Source organism: Streptomyces sp. NPDC044984, from assembly GCF_040646935.1.
GTDB lineage: Bacteria > Actinomycetota > Actinomycetes > Streptomycetales > Streptomycetaceae > Streptomyces.
The window spans coordinates 33,286-48,960 of the sequence record NZ_JBEZBE010000013.1 but is presented as its reverse complement, the minus strand read 5'-3'; the positions used below and the strand labels follow the sequence as shown (position 1 = coordinate 48,960).

15 protein-coding genes and 2 pseudogenes are annotated in these 15,675 nt (G+C 73.0%); 10 read left to right on the top strand and 7 right to left on the bottom strand.

The genetic code is table 11. The features are described 5' to 3' along the window. Window positions 1-113: 113 nt before the first annotated feature. Window positions 114-1,565 carry a WGR domain-containing protein gene (locus AB0A94_RS16260; protein ID WP_361744732.1) on the top strand — a complete coding sequence of 484 codons (1,452 nt, stop codon included), beginning with the start codon at window positions 114-116 and terminating at the stop codon, window positions 1,563-1,565. A gap of 209 nt (window positions 1,566-1,774) precedes the next feature. Continuing rightward, complete coding sequence (locus AB0A94_RS16255; RefSeq protein ID WP_361744730.1) at window positions 1,775-2,497, top strand: FAD binding domain-containing protein; 723 nt, start codon at window positions 1,775-1,777, stop codon at window positions 2,495-2,497. Between the two features lie 119 nt (window positions 2,498-2,616). Here the strand turns inward: AB0A94_RS16255 and AB0A94_RS16250 are convergent. Further along, window positions 2,617-2,802 (bottom strand): annotated as a pseudogene (locus AB0A94_RS16250) (hydrogenase expression/formation protein HypE); the annotation flags it as partial. Window positions 2,803-3,116: 314 nt separating this feature from the next. On the opposite strand from AB0A94_RS16250, the gene AB0A94_RS16245 reads away from it, so the two are divergent. Further along, window positions 3,117-3,503 (top strand): hypothetical protein, encoded by a 387-nt coding sequence (locus tag AB0A94_RS16245; protein ID WP_361744728.1) that lies wholly within the window; start codon window positions 3,117-3,119, stop codon window positions 3,501-3,503. Between the two features lie 53 nt (window positions 3,504-3,556). On the opposite strand, the gene AB0A94_RS16240 is transcribed toward AB0A94_RS16245, so the two are convergent. Further along, a complete protein-coding gene (locus tag AB0A94_RS16240) occupies window positions 3,557-5,035 on the bottom strand; it encodes a glutamate-cysteine ligase family protein (RefSeq protein WP_361744726.1) in 1,479 nt (492 codons plus the stop codon). 106 nt (window positions 5,036-5,141) lie between these two features. Further along, window positions 5,142-5,570 (bottom strand): annotated as a pseudogene (locus AB0A94_RS16235) (SRPBCC domain-containing protein); the annotation flags it as partial. 141 nt (window positions 5,571-5,711) lie between these two features. Here AB0A94_RS16235 and AB0A94_RS16230 point away from each other — a divergent pair. After that, a complete protein-coding gene (locus tag AB0A94_RS16230; RefSeq protein ID WP_361744724.1) occupies window positions 5,712-6,155 on the top strand; it encodes a DNA-binding protein in 444 nt (147 codons plus the stop codon). 66 nt (window positions 6,156-6,221) lie between these two features. On the opposite strand, the gene AB0A94_RS16225 is transcribed toward AB0A94_RS16230, so the two are convergent. Beyond that, window positions 6,222-6,881 (bottom strand): lysophospholipid acyltransferase family protein, encoded by a 660-nt coding sequence (locus AB0A94_RS16225; RefSeq protein ID WP_361744722.1) that lies wholly within the window; start codon window positions 6,879-6,881, stop codon window positions 6,222-6,224. A gap of 204 nt (window positions 6,882-7,085) precedes the next feature. Here AB0A94_RS16225 and AB0A94_RS16220 point away from each other — a divergent pair, with 204 nt between their 5' ends. The 5 genes from AB0A94_RS16220 (at window position 7,086) to AB0A94_RS16200 (ending at window position 11,479) form a co-directional block, all read left to right on the top strand. Then, window positions 7,086-7,280: a DUF2795 domain-containing protein gene (locus tag AB0A94_RS16220; protein WP_361744720.1), complete on the top strand. Its 195-nt coding sequence runs from the start codon at window positions 7,086-7,088 to the stop codon at window positions 7,278-7,280. 72 nt (window positions 7,281-7,352) lie between these two features. After that, window positions 7,353-7,766, top strand: coding sequence for an SRPBCC family protein (locus AB0A94_RS16215; protein WP_361744718.1), 414 nt, complete (start codon window positions 7,353-7,355; stop codon window positions 7,764-7,766). A gap of 30 nt (window positions 7,767-7,796) precedes the next feature. Beyond that, window positions 7,797-8,333, top strand: a complete 537-nt coding sequence (locus AB0A94_RS16210) for a 2Fe-2S iron-sulfur cluster-binding protein (protein WP_361744716.1) — start codon at window positions 7,797-7,799, stop codon at window positions 8,331-8,333. Next, a complete protein-coding gene (locus AB0A94_RS16205; protein ID WP_361744714.1) occupies window positions 8,334-9,353 on the top strand; it encodes a xanthine dehydrogenase family protein subunit M in 1,020 nt (339 codons plus the stop codon). Next, on the top strand, window positions 9,350-11,479 hold the full coding sequence (locus tag AB0A94_RS16200) for a xanthine dehydrogenase family protein molybdopterin-binding subunit (RefSeq protein WP_361744713.1): 2,130 nt from the start codon (window positions 9,350-9,352) through the stop codon (window positions 11,477-11,479). Before AB0A94_RS16205 ends, AB0A94_RS16200 begins: the two co-directional genes overlap by 4 nt. On the opposite strand, the gene AB0A94_RS16195 is transcribed toward AB0A94_RS16200, so the two are convergent. Beyond that, entirely contained in the window at window positions 11,457-12,299 is an 843-nt protein-coding gene (locus AB0A94_RS16195; RefSeq protein ID WP_361744711.1) for a pentapeptide repeat-containing protein, read from the bottom strand. The genes AB0A94_RS16200 and AB0A94_RS16195 overlap by 23 nt on opposite strands. Window positions 12,300-12,480: 181 nt before the next feature. Here AB0A94_RS16195 and AB0A94_RS16190 point away from each other — a divergent pair, with 181 nt between their 5' ends. Continuing rightward, complete coding sequence (locus AB0A94_RS16190) at window positions 12,481-13,452, top strand: pirin family protein (RefSeq protein WP_361744709.1); 972 nt, start codon at window positions 12,481-12,483, stop codon at window positions 13,450-13,452. 866 nt (window positions 13,453-14,318) lie between these two features. Here AB0A94_RS16190 and AB0A94_RS16185 read toward each other — a convergent pair. Together AB0A94_RS16185 and AB0A94_RS16180 are read right to left on the bottom strand one after the other, a co-directional pair. After that, window positions 14,319-14,963, bottom strand: coding sequence for a DUF305 domain-containing protein (locus AB0A94_RS16185; RefSeq protein ID WP_361744707.1), 645 nt, complete (start codon window positions 14,961-14,963; stop codon window positions 14,319-14,321). 105 nt (window positions 14,964-15,068) lie between these two features. Further along, window positions 15,069-15,485: a DUF6153 family protein gene (locus AB0A94_RS16180; RefSeq protein ID WP_361744705.1), complete on the bottom strand. Its 417-nt coding sequence runs from the start codon at window positions 15,483-15,485 to the stop codon at window positions 15,069-15,071. Window positions 15,486-15,675: the final 190 nt, after the last annotated feature.

The window sequence follows — 15,675 nt, the reverse complement described above, 5'->3', positions numbered from 1 at the left end:
CGTGGGCGAGGGGTCGGCGACGACGACCGACCCCATTGTCAGTGGCTGCGCCTACGGTTCGATCAGTAGGACCCGGCGGAGCGGCCGCGGGTTCCGTCTGGGAGGGGTGTGTCATGTCCGCTGGCGCCACGGTGTCGACGACGTATCTGGAGCTGTCGCAGGAGGACGGCGCCGCGCACAAGTTCTACGAAGTCACGGTCGACGGCCAGACGGTGACGGTGCGCTACGGCAGGATCGGCGCGACGGGACAGACCCAGACGACGACGTTCCCCACGGCCGTGAAGGCGCAGGCCGCCGCGGCGAAGAAGGTGGGGGAGAAGGTCCGCAAGGGCTATGCGCCGGCGGTGCAGGGGCAGCGGGCCCCGCGCGCGGTGACCCGGCGTCAGGTGGCCTCCGCCCCGTCCACCGCGCGTGCCGTGGCCCCCGTGCTGTGGCGGTTCGGCACCGGCTCCTCGGCGTTCGGCATCCACGTCGACGACGAGCGCTGCTGGGTCGGCAACCAGTCCGGTGACGTCTTCACCCTGGACCACGAGGGCGAGGTACTGGCCCGCTTCAGCCTGCCGGACGGGGTGAAGTGCCTGGTCGCGGACGACTTCTGGATCTACGCGGGCTGTGACGACGGCCGGGTCTACGACCTCTCCTCGAAGCTGCCGTTCGCCGCCTACGACATCGCCGCGGACGTCGACATCTTCTGGCTGGACATCCACGAGGGCGTGCTGAACGTCTCGGACCGGGCCGGCCGCCTCACCGTCATCGACCACGAGGACGAGCACCAGTGGACCCGCCGCAGCCAGGGTGAGCACGCCTGGATGGTCCGCGCCGACGACCGGGCCGTCTACCACGGCCACCACGGAGGCGTCACGGCCTACGCGCCCGACGGCGGCGGCGAGTTGTGGCACACCCCCACCCGCGGCGGGGTGCTGTTCGGCTGGCAGGAGGACGACACCGTCTACGCCGGTACGGCGCACCGCGTGGTGCAGCGGCTGTCGAAGGCGACCGGCACCATCGAGGCCACCTACGCCTGCGACAGCGCCGTGTACTCCTGCGCCACCTCCCCGGGCGGACGGTTCGTCTTCGCCGGCGACGCCGCGTCGTCCGTCTACTGCTTCGACCGGGACGGCACGCGCCTGTGGAAGCTCGGCACGGGAGGCGGCTCGGCGCTGTCCATGCAGTACCGGAACGAGCGGCTCTACCTGGTGACCACGGACGGTTCGCTGGTGTGCGTGGACGCGAGCGAGGCCGCCGTCACCGCGGCGCAGCAGGGCACGGTGCCGGTCGCGCGGGACGTCAAGCTCGCCGCGGCGCTGCCGACCTACGCGCCGGCCACGGCCGCGACCGCGGTGGCGACCGTCGCGCAGGCTCCCTCCGGTGCCGTCGTCGTCGAATGCGTGCAGCACAACGGCCGACTGCGCGTCCACGTCGTGTCCGACGGCTACGACGATTCCTGGAACGTGCAGTTCCCGCGGGCGATACGGGTGCCCGGCGCACGCTACGTCGTGGACGCGCTGCACCCGGCGGCCGGCGGCTTCTACCGGGTGCGCGGAGAGATCCGCCGACTCCAGTGACCGGGACACGCGCCGACCCGGCGATCAGCCCCGGCCGTTCCCCGGCGCACGGCCGGGGAAACGCGAGGTCCCGTCACCGACGGGTGCACAACGGCGAACCCGTGAGCCCTGTACGCGCCCCCGCACGGGTACGGACAATGCAGTGCCCGTGATCACCCCGTGAAACGCCGTGGTTTCCCGGCCCTGTTCAGGAAAGCAGGTCGACCGTCGTGCTGTTGCGTCTGCCCACGTCCTTGTCCGAAGCCCAGCGGTATCTGGCCGAAGGAGCGGTGCCCGTCGGCGGAGCCACCCTCGTGTGGGCCCTCTGGCAGCGCGACGGCTTCCCCGAGCAGGCGATGTCCCTGCGCAAGCTGCCCCAGGCCAACCTCATAGAACGCGAGGCGCTGGGCGCCGCCGTCCTGCTGCACCAGGTGGACGACCGGGTGCCGGACGTGCTGCGCCGCGCGGCCTCCACCGTGGGCACCGGCGCCGTACGCCGGACGGCCACCGTCGGCGGCAACATCGTGGGCAGCACCCTGCGCTGTCTGCTGCCCGCGGCGCTGGTCCTGGACGCGCGGGCGACCGTACTGGACCGGGACGGCACCTACGAGACCGACCTGGCCGACGTGGTGGCCAAGCGCCATCTGCTGCTCGGCATCCGCTGGCGCGACCCCGTGGCCAGCGGATACCACAAGGCGGCCGGTGAGGCGGGCGGGGAGCCGCCCTTCGTCGTCGCCACCGCCGTGCACGCCGACGGCGACGGCGGGCGCCGCCTCTTCGTCGCCGTCCGGGACGGCTACGAGGTGATCAGCGAGACCACCCCGTGCCACACCGGAGCCGAGCAGGTGCTCCAGAGCCTCGACCGTACCGACCTGGGGTCACTCCCCGCCGAGGCACGGGACGAGGTGCGCCGCGAGGTGACCGCGATCCTGGACCGCACCGCCGGCCGCTGACGCCGGTGCGCCACCCGGACGGTCCGGGTGGCGCACCGGCGCACACCGCACACGGCCGGCGGGCACACCCGCCCGGGCACACCCGCCTGGGCATACCCGCCCGGGCACACCGCTTCCGGTCAGCGGATCCGCGGGAGCCGTTCGCCCATCGGCAGGTCCACCACCCGGGTGCCCCCGGGCCTGGTCCGCGCGACGACCGTGCCGGGGTGCTCCGCGGCCACCTCGCCGATGACGGCGGCATCGGCACCCAGGTGATGTGCCTTCATCGCGGCCGGCACCGCGTTCGCGTGCCCCCGCGGCACGAAGGGGCCGGGTCCGGGCGCCCGGCACGGTGGGCGTCCCGTCCCGGGCGGTAGGGGAGTGGTGGCCGGAGGCGAACAACCGTCCGACGGCCGTCAGTACGGCGTCGGACACCTCCCCCGGTACGGGTCGCTCCCGGCGGTCCGGGGCACGGGGAACGCCGCCGTGGCCCACTTGCGGGTGATGCTTCCGTCCGCATGGCAGGGAGCGCGACCGACCCCGAACCACCCGACGTGACCCGGAATGCAAGGAGTGGGACGCTTTTACTGCAGGGGTGCTGAGGGACGTGCCCCTACAGAGTGGACAGGTGGGCCGACACATGCCCGAGGATCGCAAGTCGCCGCGACCGTCACGGGGCCGCGGGGCCGGCCGTCACCAGGGGAGTGCGCACCACGGCTGGTCCCCGGACGTCGACGAGACGCGGCAGGAGGAGAACCCGAGCGCCCGCCGCTCCTTCCACGCGGAGGAACACGCGCCGTCGCGCGGAGCGGGCCGCAAGCACGTCGAGGAGGAGCGCACCTCCGTCCCGGGCGACGTCGCGCGCAGCGACGTGCGACGGGGCGAGGAGTACGCGGACCGGGGTGAGGAGGGCAGGCGGGGCACGGGCCGCCGGGGCCGCTCCGCACGCCCCGGCGGCACGAAGGACGAGTCCGCCTCCACCGGGGTCGACCCCGGTGACTCCGACACCGGACGCCGGCCGGGCTGACGGACGGGGGTGTACGGGCCCGGCCCGGAGACCCGCCCGGACGTCCGCCCGGATCAGTCCACGGGCCAGGTGTGCACCGGGGCGTTGAGGTGCATGTAGTCGATGTACTGCTGCGTCATGCGCCGCAGCGCCTCGTGGCGGCCGCAGCGCGCGGAGTCCTCGATGTGGTGGAACATCTCCTTCTGCCACACCGCTCCGTTGCGGCCGGTGACACAGCGCTGCTCGATGACGCCGAGCAGCGGCTCGCGCCAGGCGTCGTCCATGCCGGAGCGCTCCAGCCCACGGTGCGCCAGCGGCAGCAGCCGCCGCAGCACCAGTTCGGACGCGGGCACCTCGCCCATCCCGGGCCAGTACAGCCGGGCGTCGATGCCGTACCGCGCCGCCGTCCGCAGATTGTCCTCGGCGGCCGAGAAGGACATCCGTGACCACACCGGACGGTCCTCCTCCACCAGGGCGCGGGTCAGTCCGTAGTAGAAGGCGCCGTTGGCGAGGGTGTCGGCCACGGTCGGGCCGGCGGGCAGCACCCGGTTCTCCACCCGTACGTGCGGTTTGTCCTGGGCGACGGCGTAGACCGGGCGGTTCCAGCGGTAGATGGTGCCGTTGTGCAGGGTCAGTTCGGCAAGCTCGGGGATGTCGCCCCGCTCCAGCGTCTCCGCCGGGTTCTGCTCGTCGCACAGGGGGAGCAGGGCCGGGAAGTAGCGCAGGTTCTCCTCGAAGAGGTCGAAGACGCTGGTGATCCAGCGCTCCCCGAACCACACCCGGGGCCGCACGCCCTGCACCTTGATCTCCTGCGGACGGGTGTCGGTGGCCTGCTCGAACAACGGGATCCGGGTCTCGTGCCAGAGCTCCTTGCCGAACAGAAAGGGGGAGTTGGCGGCGAGCGCGACCTGGACGCCGGCGATCGCCTGCGCCGCGTTCCAGTAGGCGGCGAACTGCTCCGGGGACACCTGGAGGTGGAACTGCGTGCTGGTGCAGGCGGCCTCCGGGGTGATCGTGTCCGCGTAGGTGCGCAGCCGGTCGATGCCGGTCACCTCGATGTGCAGGTCCTCCCCGCGCGCCGCGAAGATCTGGTCGTTGAGCAGCCGGTAGCGCGGGTTCTCCGACAGCGCTCCCTCGCCGACGTCCTCCTGGCGCAGGGTGGGGAGGATGCCCGTCATGATCAGACGGGCGCCGATCGACCTGGCGCGCTCCTCCGCGTGGTTCAGCGCGTCGCGGATCTCGGACTCCCAGGAGTCGGGGCCGCCCGCCGTGAGCCGCCTCGGCGGGATGTTGATCTCGAGGTTGAACCGGCCCAGCTCCGTGGCCCAGGCAGGGTCCGCGATCGCCTCCAGCACATCGGTGTTGCGCATCGCGGGCTCGGCCCGGTCGTCGACCAGGTTCAGCTCGATCTCCAGCCCCACCTGGGGCCGCTCGGCCTCGAAGCGTGACTCGCGCAGCATCTGCGCGAACGTCTCGAGGCACTCCTGCATCTTGATCCGGTAGCGGCGGCGGTCCTCGCGGGTGAAGGTGAGCGCCGGGACGTCCCGTCCCATCGGTCTCCCTCCAGGGCTCTCGTCCTCGGAACCTGTCCACCCCAGCGTCGCACCGGCGGGCGGGTCCGACCACGCGAGCCCGGCCCGTCGCCCAGGCGTCCTCGGTCAGGAAGGCGGTCAGGCCGTCGAGGAGCATGGTGCTGCCCCGCTCGGCCATGTCGCGCTCCTCCGCCGTGTCACACGTCTGGCGGAGCGCGATCCGCGTCCGGCCGCCGTCCTCGGCGAGTTCCGCGGCCATCACCGACGGCTCGGGCTTCCCCGGCACGTCCATCCCCACCACCAGCAGGCGGTTCTCGACGACGTCGAGGTAGGACCCGGTCAGCGGGAACCCGTCGCCGTCCGGCGTGACCACGGTGGCCTTCCAGGCGCCGCCCGGCCGTACGTCCATCTCGACGGAGCCGGGAGCGGCGTACGCCCAGCGGGCGTACCGGTCCGGGGTGGTCCACGCCTGCCACACCCTGCCCACAGGGGCGTCCAGCGTGCGGGTCAGGTGGTAGGAGAAGGCGTCGTCCGTGGTGGTCCGCTCGGCGCTCATGGTGTGTTGTCCCCTCGTCTTGCGTCCCGGTCGGCGGGTGAGTCCGTCGCAGGTGTGGACGTGCGGGGGCGCGGGGAGTCATCGACCTCCGGAGAGAATTTTCTGTTGACAACAAAATGTTCATCCTGTGATGCTCGTGCCATGCCTGCGAAGACTCACGAACACTCCGACGACCCCTTCACACCGCCGAGTTCCGACGCGGCACGGGCGCAACGGGTGCACGCCTCCCTGTTCCGCATCGCCGAGCGGCACGCGGCCACGGACGCACAGCGCCGCCGCCAGATCCACCCCGGCGTGATCGGTCCGCACGAGGCGGTCAGGCTCGTGGCCTTCCTGCTCAGCGGCGCCGCGCTGCCCGAGGACGGCGAACCCGAGGTGGACCGCGCGGACATCACCGCCGCGCTGAGCCTCGTGCCGCGTGCCCGCGCGGAGATGGACGAACTGGAGGTCGGACTCCTCGAGATGGCGCGCGGACGCGGCATGACCTGGCCCGAGATCGCCTTCGGCCTCGGCCTGCGCAGCCCGCAGGCCGCCCGGCAGCGCTACGAACGCCTGGCCGACCGCACGGACCCGGACGACCGGTAGCCGCCCGCACGGACCCGGACGACCGGTAGCCGCCCGCACGGACCCGGACGACCGGTAGCCGCCCGGTCAGCCGTCGTGGACCTGCTCGCCCACGGCCCGGGCGGCCCGCCGCCAGGCGGTGGCGACCGCCCGGTGCGCCGCCTCCGTACCGGCCGCCGTCCCGGACGGCAGACGCACGGGACGGCCGATGTGGACGTGGAGGCGCGGACGGCGCACCGGAGCGGTGAGCACGCCGGCCAGTTGCTTCGCGACCGGTCCGGAGGCCAGCCGCCGGGCCCCCGCCTGGCCCACGGGGACGACCGGGGCGCCGGTGGCGGCCGAAAGCCGTGCCAGACCGGTACGGAACGGTCGGGGCGCGGCACACCCCGCGTCCCGGCGCGACGGCAGGCCCCCTTCCGCGTAGATGAGCACATGGCGTCCCGACCGCACCACCTCCGCCGCGGCCTCCAGCGCGTCCGCCGCGCGGGCCGATCCCCGGTGCACGGGAACGTGCCCGCCCTTCGACAGGGCGCGCCCCAGCACCGGCACCCGCCACAGCCCCGCCGTCGCCAGGACGGCCGGTGCCACGCCCACCTCGCGCAGGGCGGCCAGCACGAGCGCCGGATCGGCCATCGAGTCGTGGTTGGCGACGAAGACACTGCCCGCGGGGAACGGCCCGTCGGTCTCGCGGGTGACGGTGAGCCGCCCGAACAGCGGCAGCAGGACGGCGGCGGCACGGCTGAGCAAGGGACGTCCTTCCGGCAGACGGGATTCCTGCCGGCCAGCTTCGGGCACGGCGGGCTCCCCGCGCCTGAGTACGCGTACTCGGACCGGCGGCGCCGCCTACTCGGTCCAGGGCCGGGGGCCGGGGCTGAATCACTCCCGGGCGCCCTGGGTACCCGCCACTTCCCCGCGCGGACACGCCGCGCCGCTCCACCACGGGAGGCTGCCATGGCCGACCTCAACCCGATCGACCTGCAGAAGGCCCTCAAGGGCGCCGACTACCCCGCCGACAAGGACGACCTCGTCTCGGTGGCGAAGAGCAACGGCGCGGACGACACCCTCGTCAAGAAGCTGGGGCAGACCGGCACCAAGCGGTTCGACGGCCCCGACCAGGTGCAGAAGGCGGTCTTCGGCAACGAATAGCGCCGTGTCCCGGGGCTGTCCCCGCGGCAGCCCCGGCCCTGCCGGACAACCGAGACGAAGGACGGTACCGCCATGACCGAGTACGAGCGTTCCCACACGATGCCCGCATCACCCGAGCACGTCTTCGACCAGGCGGCCAACATCGACCAGATGGGTGACTGGCTGCCCGAGGACCTGCACGTGCACGCCGGGGAACTGCCCGCCGTCACCGTGCACGAGGACCGCTCCGACGAGGACACCTCCGCGCTGCTGCGTGCCCGGCGGGACCAGATGCGGCTCGAATGGGGCACGCGCGAGCAGGGCGGCTACACCGGCTGGCTGCAGGTCGCCGGCATCGGTAGCGGGGCCAGCGAGGTCACGGTGCACCTGTCCTTCTTCGACGACAGCCACGACCCGGGGGAGAAGGCCGTGGGCGACGCCCTGGACACCAGCCTCCGGCGCCTGGAGGAACAGGTACGGCTCCGCGTCGACGACGCCGCCGGCTGAGCGCCGCCCGCCCGGAAGGCCAGCCCCCTCATGAGCAGCGAACCCACCACCGAGCACCGCTCGGAAACCACTCTCAGGGTCAATGGCAAGCCGCACACCCTCCTCCTCGACCACCGGCGGGTCCTGCTGGACGTCCTGCGCGAGGACCTCGGCCTCACCGGGGCCAAGAAGGGCTGCGACCACGGCCAGTGCGGGGCCTGCACGGTCCTGGTCGACGGCCGCCGCGTCAACGGCTGCCTGCTCCTGGCCGTGTCCCTGGACGGCAGCGACGTCACCACGGTCGAGGGCCTCGCCGACGGCGGCGACGGCCTGCACCCCCTGCAGCAGGCGTTCCTCGACCGCGACGCCTTCCAGTGCGGGTACTGCACGCCGGGACAGATCTGCTCCGCCGTCGGCGCCCTCGCCGAGGCCGCGGCCGGCCATCCGTCCCACGTCACCGACCCGGCCACCCCCTCGGGACGCCCCGTCCCGCTGGACGCCGCCGAGATCCGCGAACGGCTCAGCGGCAACCTGTGCCGCTGCGGCGCCTATCCGCACATCGTCGAGGCCGTGCGGGACGTGATCTGAGTGAAATCCTTCGGATACGTACGGGCCGGCACCGTTCAGGAGGCGGTCGAGGCGCTCGCCGCGCATCCCGGCGCGCGCTGCCTCGGTGGCGGCACCAACCTCGTCGACCTGATGAAACTGGGCGTGGAACGCCCCGGCGTCCTCGTCGACGTCAGCCGGCTGCCGCTGGACACGGTGGAGGAACTGCCCGACGGCTCCGTGCGCGTCGGCGCCACCGTCCGCAACAGCGACCTCGCGGCCCACCCCCTGGTCCGCGACCGCTACCCCGCCCTGTCCCGGGCGCTCCTCGCCGGCGCCTCAGGACAACTGCGCAACGCCGCGACCACCGGCGGCAACCTCCTCCAGCGCACCCGCTGCCCCTACTTCCAGGACCTCTCCAAGCCGTGCAACAAGCGCACACCGGGCAGTGGCTGCGGCGCCCGGGAGGGCACCCACCGCGACCACGCGGTGCTCGGCCACTCCGAGCACTGCGTCGCCACCCACCCCTCGGACATGGCGGTCGCCCTGGCCGCCCTGGACGCCCGCGTGGAACTGTACGGCGGCCAGGGCGCCCGGGACGTCCCGGCGGACCGGTTCCACCGGCTCCCCGGCGACCACCCGGAGCGGGACACCGAGATCCGGCCCGGCGAACTGATCACCGGCGTGGTGCTGCCGGCCGCCACGGCGTCGCTGCCCTCCGCCTACCGCAAGGCCCGCGACCGCGCCTCGTACGCGTTCGCCCTGGCGTCGGTCGCCGCCGTCCTGGACACGGCGGACGACGGCACCGTCGCCCACGTGGGGCTCGCCTTCGGCGCGCTCGCCCACAAACCGTGGCGGGCTCGGCGCGCCGAGGCCGCGCTGCGCGGCGCCCCGGCGACCGCGGACACCTTCGCCCACGCCGTGGACCTGGAACTCGAGGCGGCCCGGCCGCTGCGGGACAACGGCCACAAGGTGCCCCTCGCCCGGAACCTCGCCGTGGACGTCCTGACCCGGCTCGCGCCGCCGGCCCGGCGCACCCGACACCTCACGGAGGACTCATGACCGGCACCGGTACCGCGCCGGGTGCCCCGGCCGAACGCCGCGAAGGACGCCAGAAGGTCACCGGCGGCGCCCGCTACGCCGCCGAGCACCCCCTGCCGGACCGCGCCCACGCCTGGCCGGTCCCCGCGACCGTCGCCCGCGGCCGGGTGACGGCCGTCGACACCACGGCCGCCCTCGGCCGGCCCGGCGTCCTCACCGTCCTCACCCACGAGAACGCTCCCCGGCTCGCCGAGCCCGACGACCCCACCCTGGCCGTGCTGCAGGACCCCCGCGTGCCGCACCGCGGCTGGTTCGTCGCGCTCGTCGTCGCCCGTTCCCCGGAGGAGGCCCGTGCCGCCGCCGCGGCGGTCCGGGTCGAGTACGCCGTGGAGGAGCACGACGTGAGCCTCACCGCGGACCACCCCGGGGCGTACGAGCCGGAGACCGCCAACGCCGGCCACCCGGCCCGCCGTGAGTACGGGGATCCCGACGGCGCCTTCGCCGCGGCTCCCGTCCGGATCGACGTCTCCTACCGTGTGCCGCCGCTGCACAACCACCCCATGGAGCCCCACACCAGTACGGCCGAGTGGGAGGGCGACCGCCTCGTCGTGCACACCTCCAGCCAGGGCGGTACGGCGGTGCGCGCCGTGCTCGCCGCGCTGTTCGGGCTGCCCGAGGACCGGATCACCGTCGACACCGGCCATGTGGGAGGCGGCTTCGGTTCCAAGGGCACCCCGCGCCCCGACGTCGTGCTCGCCGTCATGGCCGCCCGCGAGACCGGCCGGCCGGTGACCGTCGCCCTGCCCCGCCGCCACCTCCCCGCCGTCGTCGGCCACCGGGCCCCCACCCTGCACCGGCTGCGGCTCGGCGCGGACACCGACGGCCGGCTGACCGCCCTGACCCACGAGATCGTCACGCACAGCTCCCGCATCAAGGAGTTCGTGGAGCAGGCGGCGGTCCCCGCACGCGTCATGTACGCCACCCCGAGCAGCCGCACGCTCCACCGCGTGGTCCGGCTCGACGTGCCGAGTCCCTCCTGGATGCGCGCACCCGGTGAATGCCCCGGCATGTACGCCCTGGAGTCGGCGGTGGACGAACTCGCCGGCGCCCTCGGCACGGACCCGGTCGAACTGCGCCTGCGCAACGAACCCGAGCGCGAACCGGACAGCGGCAAACCGTTCAGCAGCAGGCACCTCGCGGAGTGTCTGCGCGAGGGCGCGCGCCGCTTCGGCTGGGACCGCAGGGACCCCCGCCCCCGCACCCGGGCGGAGGGACCCCTGCTCGTCGGCACGGGCGTCGCGGCGGCCACCTACCCCGTCCTCGTGCAGCCGTCCACCGCCGAGGCACGGGCACTGCCGGACGGGACCTTCGTCGTCCGCGTCAACGCCACCGACATCGGCACCGGAGCCCGTACCGTGCTCGCCCAGGTGGCGGCCGACACCCTCCGCGTGCCCCTGGACCGGGTACGGGCCGACATCGGCGACAGCGACCTGCCGTCCGCGTCCCTGGCCGGGGGGTCCTCCGGAACCGCCTCCTGGGGATGGGCCGTGCACGACGCGTGCACCAGGCTCGCGGGCCGGCTCGGCGGCCTCACCGGCCGGCTGCCCGACGAGGGCATCACCGCCCACGCCGACACGACGGGCCGGGCGAACACCGAGAGCCCCTACGCCCGCCACGCCTTCGGCGCGCACTTCGCCGAGGTCACCGTCGACTCCGTCACCGGCGAGGTCCGGGTGCGCCGGATGCTCGGTGTCTTCGCCGCCGGACGGATCCTCAACGCCCGTACCGCGCGCTCCCAGTTCATCGGCGGCATGGTCATGGGGCTGGGCATGGCGCTGACCGAGGGCAGCACGATGGACGCCGCGTTCGGCGACTTCGCCGAGTCCGACCTGGCGTCGTACCACGTGCCCGCGCACGCCGACGTGCCCGCCGTGGAGGCGCACTGGATCGAGGAGGACGACACCCGCCTCAACCCGATGGGCAGCAAGGGGATCGGCGAGATCGGCAACGTGGGCAGCGCGGCCGCCATCGGCAACGCCGTCCACCACGCCACCGGCGTCCGCTTCCGCGAACTCCCGCTGACCCCCGACAAGGTGCTCGCCGGACTGTCGGGACCGCCCGCGCCTACCAGTGGGCGGGCCGGCTGAGGGCAGGGGGCAGCACGGTGGCCGCGTCGCCCCGGGCCGCGTCGAGCTGAGCCTGGGTGAGGAAGAGGGCGCCGGTGAGGTCGGCACCGCGCAGGTCCGCGTCGCGCAGGTCGGCGCCGATCAGGTCGGCGTCGCGCAGATCCGCCCCGCCGAGGTCGGCGGCGACGAGGAGGGCGCCGCGCAGGCTCGCCCCGCGCAGGTCGGCGCCGGACAGCCGCGCACCGATCAGATCGGCTCCGCGGTGGTTCCTCCTGCGGCCCGGGACCCGGGCCCGGGCGAGTTCGCTCGCCCGCAGCAACAGCGGGTTGACCTCGCCGCGCAGCGCGTTCACGTCCAGCCCGGTGATCGACTCGGCGCTGCCGCGGGTCAGGCCGTCGATCCGGGCCAGCGCCTTGCGCAGCTCCCGGTGGACGGGGCGGGCCGCGGCGAGCCCGAGGGCCTCGGTGACATAGTGGAGCAGCTCGTGCAGCTGCCGCATCACGGGGAAGACCTGGAACATGGCGCGCGCGGACTCCGGCGCCCGGCGCCAGTCGGTGCCGCCGAAGGTGACCTGCGAGACCTTCTGCCCGGCGCCGAAGCAGTCGAAGACGGTGCAGCCGGAGTAGCCCTCGTCGCGCAGCCGCTCGTGGATGCCGCAGCGGAAGTCCGCCCGGAGGTGGGAGCACGGCTGCCCCGCGGCCTTGTCGACGGCGAAGTCGGCGGAGCGGGCGAAGGGCAGGGCCACGCAGCACAGGCCGAAGCAGTTGGCGCAGTCGGCCTTGAGGTCCTCGCGGCCCCCGGAGGCCGCGGAGGTCGTGGGGGCTTCGTGCTGTGGTGACACCGTGCGGGCTCCCGTTGTGCGACGAGCGGTCGCGCCCATTTTCGCAGACGGTTCACCTGCGGATTCCCGGGGACGGCCGTCGGCTCACGGCCGTCGGCGCGCGATCCCGGCACGCTCGCCTTATGATCGTACCCATTAAAGTTGAATTCCGAACTTTTCTGTGGTGGTGGAGGATCGGAACATGAGCAACACGGAAACGCACCCGACGGAGGCGCTCTGCGGCGCGGACGTCGACGGACCGCCCCCGCCGGGCATCGAGATCCTCACCCCGAGGGACGTACCCCTCGGCGGCCCCCGGGCCATGCGGGTGCGGCGGACCCTGCCCCAGCGGGCGCGCACCCTCATCGGGGCGTGGTGCTTCGCCGACCACTACGGTCCCGACGACATCACCGAGTCCGGCGGCATGCGGGTGCCGCCGCACCCGCACACCGGCCTGCAGACGGTCAGCTGGCTGTTCAGCGGTGAGATCGAACACCGCGACAGCCTCGGCAGCCACGCCTTCGTCCGGCCCGGCGAACTCAACCTCATGACCGGCGGGTACGGCATCAGCCACTCCGAGGTCTCCACCCGGAGCACCCGGATCCTGCACGGCGCGCAGCTGTGGGTGGCACTGCCCGCGGAACACCGCGACACGGCCCGGGACTTCCAGCACCACGTCCCCTCCCCGGTCACGCTGGACGGCGGCGAGGCGCGCGTCTTCCTGGGCACGCTCGCCGGCGACACCTCACCGGTGCGCACCTTCACCCCGTTGCTCGGCGCCGAGATCACCCTGGACCCGGGCGCCCGCGTGACCCTCGACGTGGACCCCGGTTACGAACACGGAGTCCTCGTCGACAGCGGCGACGTCCTCCTCGCCGACACGCCCCTGCGACCGGCCGAACTGGGATACGCGCCCCCGGGTCGCACCGCCCTCACCCTGGCCAACCGGGCGAGCGACCCGGCCCGGCTGCTGCTCCTGGGCGGGCCGCCCTTCCAGGAGGAGATCGTCATGTGGTGGAACTTCATCGGACGGTCACATGACGACATCGTCCAGGCGCGCGAGGACTGGATGAGGGGAACCCGTTTCGGCGAGGTGCACGGCTACGACGGGGCTCCGCTGCCCGCGCCGGAGCTGCCGAACGCACCCTTGAAGCCGCGAGGAAAGAAGCGCTGACCTGCGGAAACGTGGGGTTTGAACCAAGGGGGTCAGGATCGCTGCCACGCCTGCCCGGTGACGTGGCCATCCCCTGGCGCGGGCCTTCGTTCCTGCCTCCCGGGCGCCTCTGAAGCTGTCCGCAGTTCTCAAGGTATGGGCGCCTGCGGGCAGCTTCAGCCGAACCAATGCTGACCTTTTGCCGACTTTCCTGACGGATCGTCAGGTGGGTGGCGGGGTGGCGTCCTCTCCATCCGCCCCCTTCACGAGGGCCCTCGGCGCCACAGCTCTTCGCTGATGCCGGCTCTGGAGCCGGCGGGCTTGTCCCGTGGCGGCCGCTCACGCATGACGATGTGTGCTGCTCGTGGGGATCCGGCAAGCGGTGTATTTGGCAGGCGGGTACGTGCTTCGGACCTTGCGCCAAGCAACCTGAGCCCTGGAGCCTCCCCTTCGGAAGCAACGATGCGTCACCCGGTCCCTCAAGCGGCCTCGGCAGCCGCGTACCGCCAGCGAGTCGCATCCCGGTCGAAGCTGGTGACGGGCTGGCCCTCAGGCAGTCAAGTGGCTTCTCGACGCTCCGTTCCATGTCATCCCCGGTTGAGCGCGGCTCCATCTTGTGAGGGTCTCCTCGCAGCTGCTGACAGGCATCGGTCGAGAGCCGGCTGGGCCGCGGCGATGGCGTCCCGCTGCGTGGTGCAGGGGATCTCCGCGGTTGAGCGCGCGGGTTCCGCTTCCTGGAGTGCACCGTCTGCCGGTGAATACTTCCTGCTCGACCGGCGCGGTTGCGCGGGAGTGAACTTTCGTGTTGAGGTTTTTCACAGGTTGCGACGAGGATCGTGAAGCGGGCGACGGAACAGGGGACCCGCCCCGTCGCCCGCCGTGAGGCGTCAGCTCTCGTCGAGGATTTTGTTCATCTCCTCGATCTCGGCGGTCTGCGCGGTGATGATGTCGTCGGCCAGGGTCTTGGCCGGCCCGTACCGGCCTTTGTCCTTCTCGGTGGCGGCCATGTCCACGGCGTCCTCGTGGTGCTCGATCATCATGGTCAGGAACATGGTGTCGAAGTCATGGCCGGACGCCTCCATGAGCTGGTCCATGTCCTCGGCGCCCATCATTCCGGGCATGTCGGAGGAGTCGTCGTCACCATGCCCGCCGTGATCCATGCCGGGCATGTCGGAGGGTACGTCCTCACTCCATGCCTCCAGCCACCCGGACATGGTCTCGATCTCCGGGGCCTGGGCCTTCTCGATCCGGGAGGCGAGATCCTTGACCTCGGCGGAGGACGCCCGGCTCTGGGCCATCCGTGCCATCTGGAGGGCTTGCTGGTGGTGCGGGATCATGCCCTGCGCGAAGTCGACGTCCTGGTCGTTGTGGGCGCCGGCGGTGTCCTCGGCGCTCGTCGGGGCGGACGTCTGCGTGCCGGAGCCGGTGTCGGAGGGGGCGTCGCCGTTGCCGCAGGCGGCGAGGACGAGGGCGGCGGTCACGGCCGTGACGCCCAGGGCGGCACGGCGGACGAGGGAACGGGTGCTGGTCATGGGTGTACTCCTGCGAGGTACGAAGGTGGGCGCGCCGGTCGGCGCGGGACACGATTGAGCCCCGTATCCGCCCTGACGGTGGGGCGGGTACGGCTCGGCCTTGTCCTAGATCCGCAGGAGTTGCAGTTCGGCCAGGGTGGGCGGGGCACGCCCGCCCCAGGGTGTGGCGGTGAAGGCGCCGGGCAGGTGATCGGCGGATGGGGCCGGACCGACGGGGTCGGGTATCAGCGGGGGCAGAACCGGACCCGCGCCGACCGCCCCGGACGCGCAGGTGGCATCGGCGTGCTGTGTGTGCCCGTCGCTGCTCTCGGGGCCGTGACAGATGAACTCGTCGGCCGTCCCCGTACCCGCGTGTGTCGTGACGGCGGGGGAGTGATGTGGCGAATGGCCGCCTGCCGCGACCGCGTCGGCAGGCCCGAGGGCGTGCATGCCGAGCAGACCGGCGAGCAGCCCGAGCAGCAGCAGCGCACGCCACCGTCCGAAGGACGGTCGCGTACGGCGGAGCTGTGTACGGACTGTCACGTTCCTCATGTTATGCAAGCGGCCCCGCTGTATGCGGGGCGAGAGGTGTGCAAAGAGGGGATCGAGGCGCGCAACAGCTGGCCGGGCTCTGTGGCGGTCGTCAGGGTGATCAAGCCGGTGTCGAACTCGGTGTCCATGGCGCTGACCGCGTCCAGGCTGTCGGCCGTCTTGGCGACGACGCCCTGGCAAT

What these genes read in the sequence shown, in the direction of transcription:
- AB0A94_RS16260 (WP_361744732.1), top strand. Translation starts at nt 114, where the DNA reads ATGTCCGCTGGCGCCACGGTGTCGACGACGTATCTGGAGCTGTCGCAG.
- AB0A94_RS16215 (WP_361744718.1), top strand. Translation starts at nt 7,353, where the DNA reads ATGACCGAGTACGAGCGTTCCCACACGATGCCCGCATCACCCGAGCAC.
- AB0A94_RS16210 (WP_361744716.1), top strand. Translation starts at nt 7,797, where the DNA reads ATGAGCAGCGAACCCACCACCGAGCACCGCTCGGAAACCACTCTCAGG.
- AB0A94_RS16185 (WP_361744707.1), bottom strand. Translation starts at nt 14,963, where the DNA reads ATGACCAGCACCCGTTCCCTCGTCCGCCGTGCCGCCCTGGGCGTCACG.
- AB0A94_RS16245 (WP_361744728.1), top strand. Translation starts at nt 3,117, where the DNA reads ATGCCCGAGGATCGCAAGTCGCCGCGACCGTCACGGGGCCGCGGGGCC.
- AB0A94_RS16220 (WP_361744720.1), top strand. Translation starts at nt 7,086, where the DNA reads ATGGCCGACCTCAACCCGATCGACCTGCAGAAGGCCCTCAAGGGCGCC.
- AB0A94_RS16190 (WP_361744709.1), top strand. Translation starts at nt 12,481, where the DNA reads ATGAGCAACACGGAAACGCACCCGACGGAGGCGCTCTGCGGCGCGGAC.
- AB0A94_RS16200 (WP_361744713.1), top strand. Translation starts at nt 9,350, where the DNA reads ATGACCGGCACCGGTACCGCGCCGGGTGCCCCGGCCGAACGCCGCGAA.
- AB0A94_RS16230 (WP_361744724.1), top strand. Translation starts at nt 5,712, where the DNA reads ATGCCTGCGAAGACTCACGAACACTCCGACGACCCCTTCACACCGCCG.
- AB0A94_RS16240 (WP_361744726.1), bottom strand. Translation starts at nt 5,035, where the DNA reads ATGGGACGGGACGTCCCGGCGCTCACCTTCACCCGCGAGGACCGCCGC.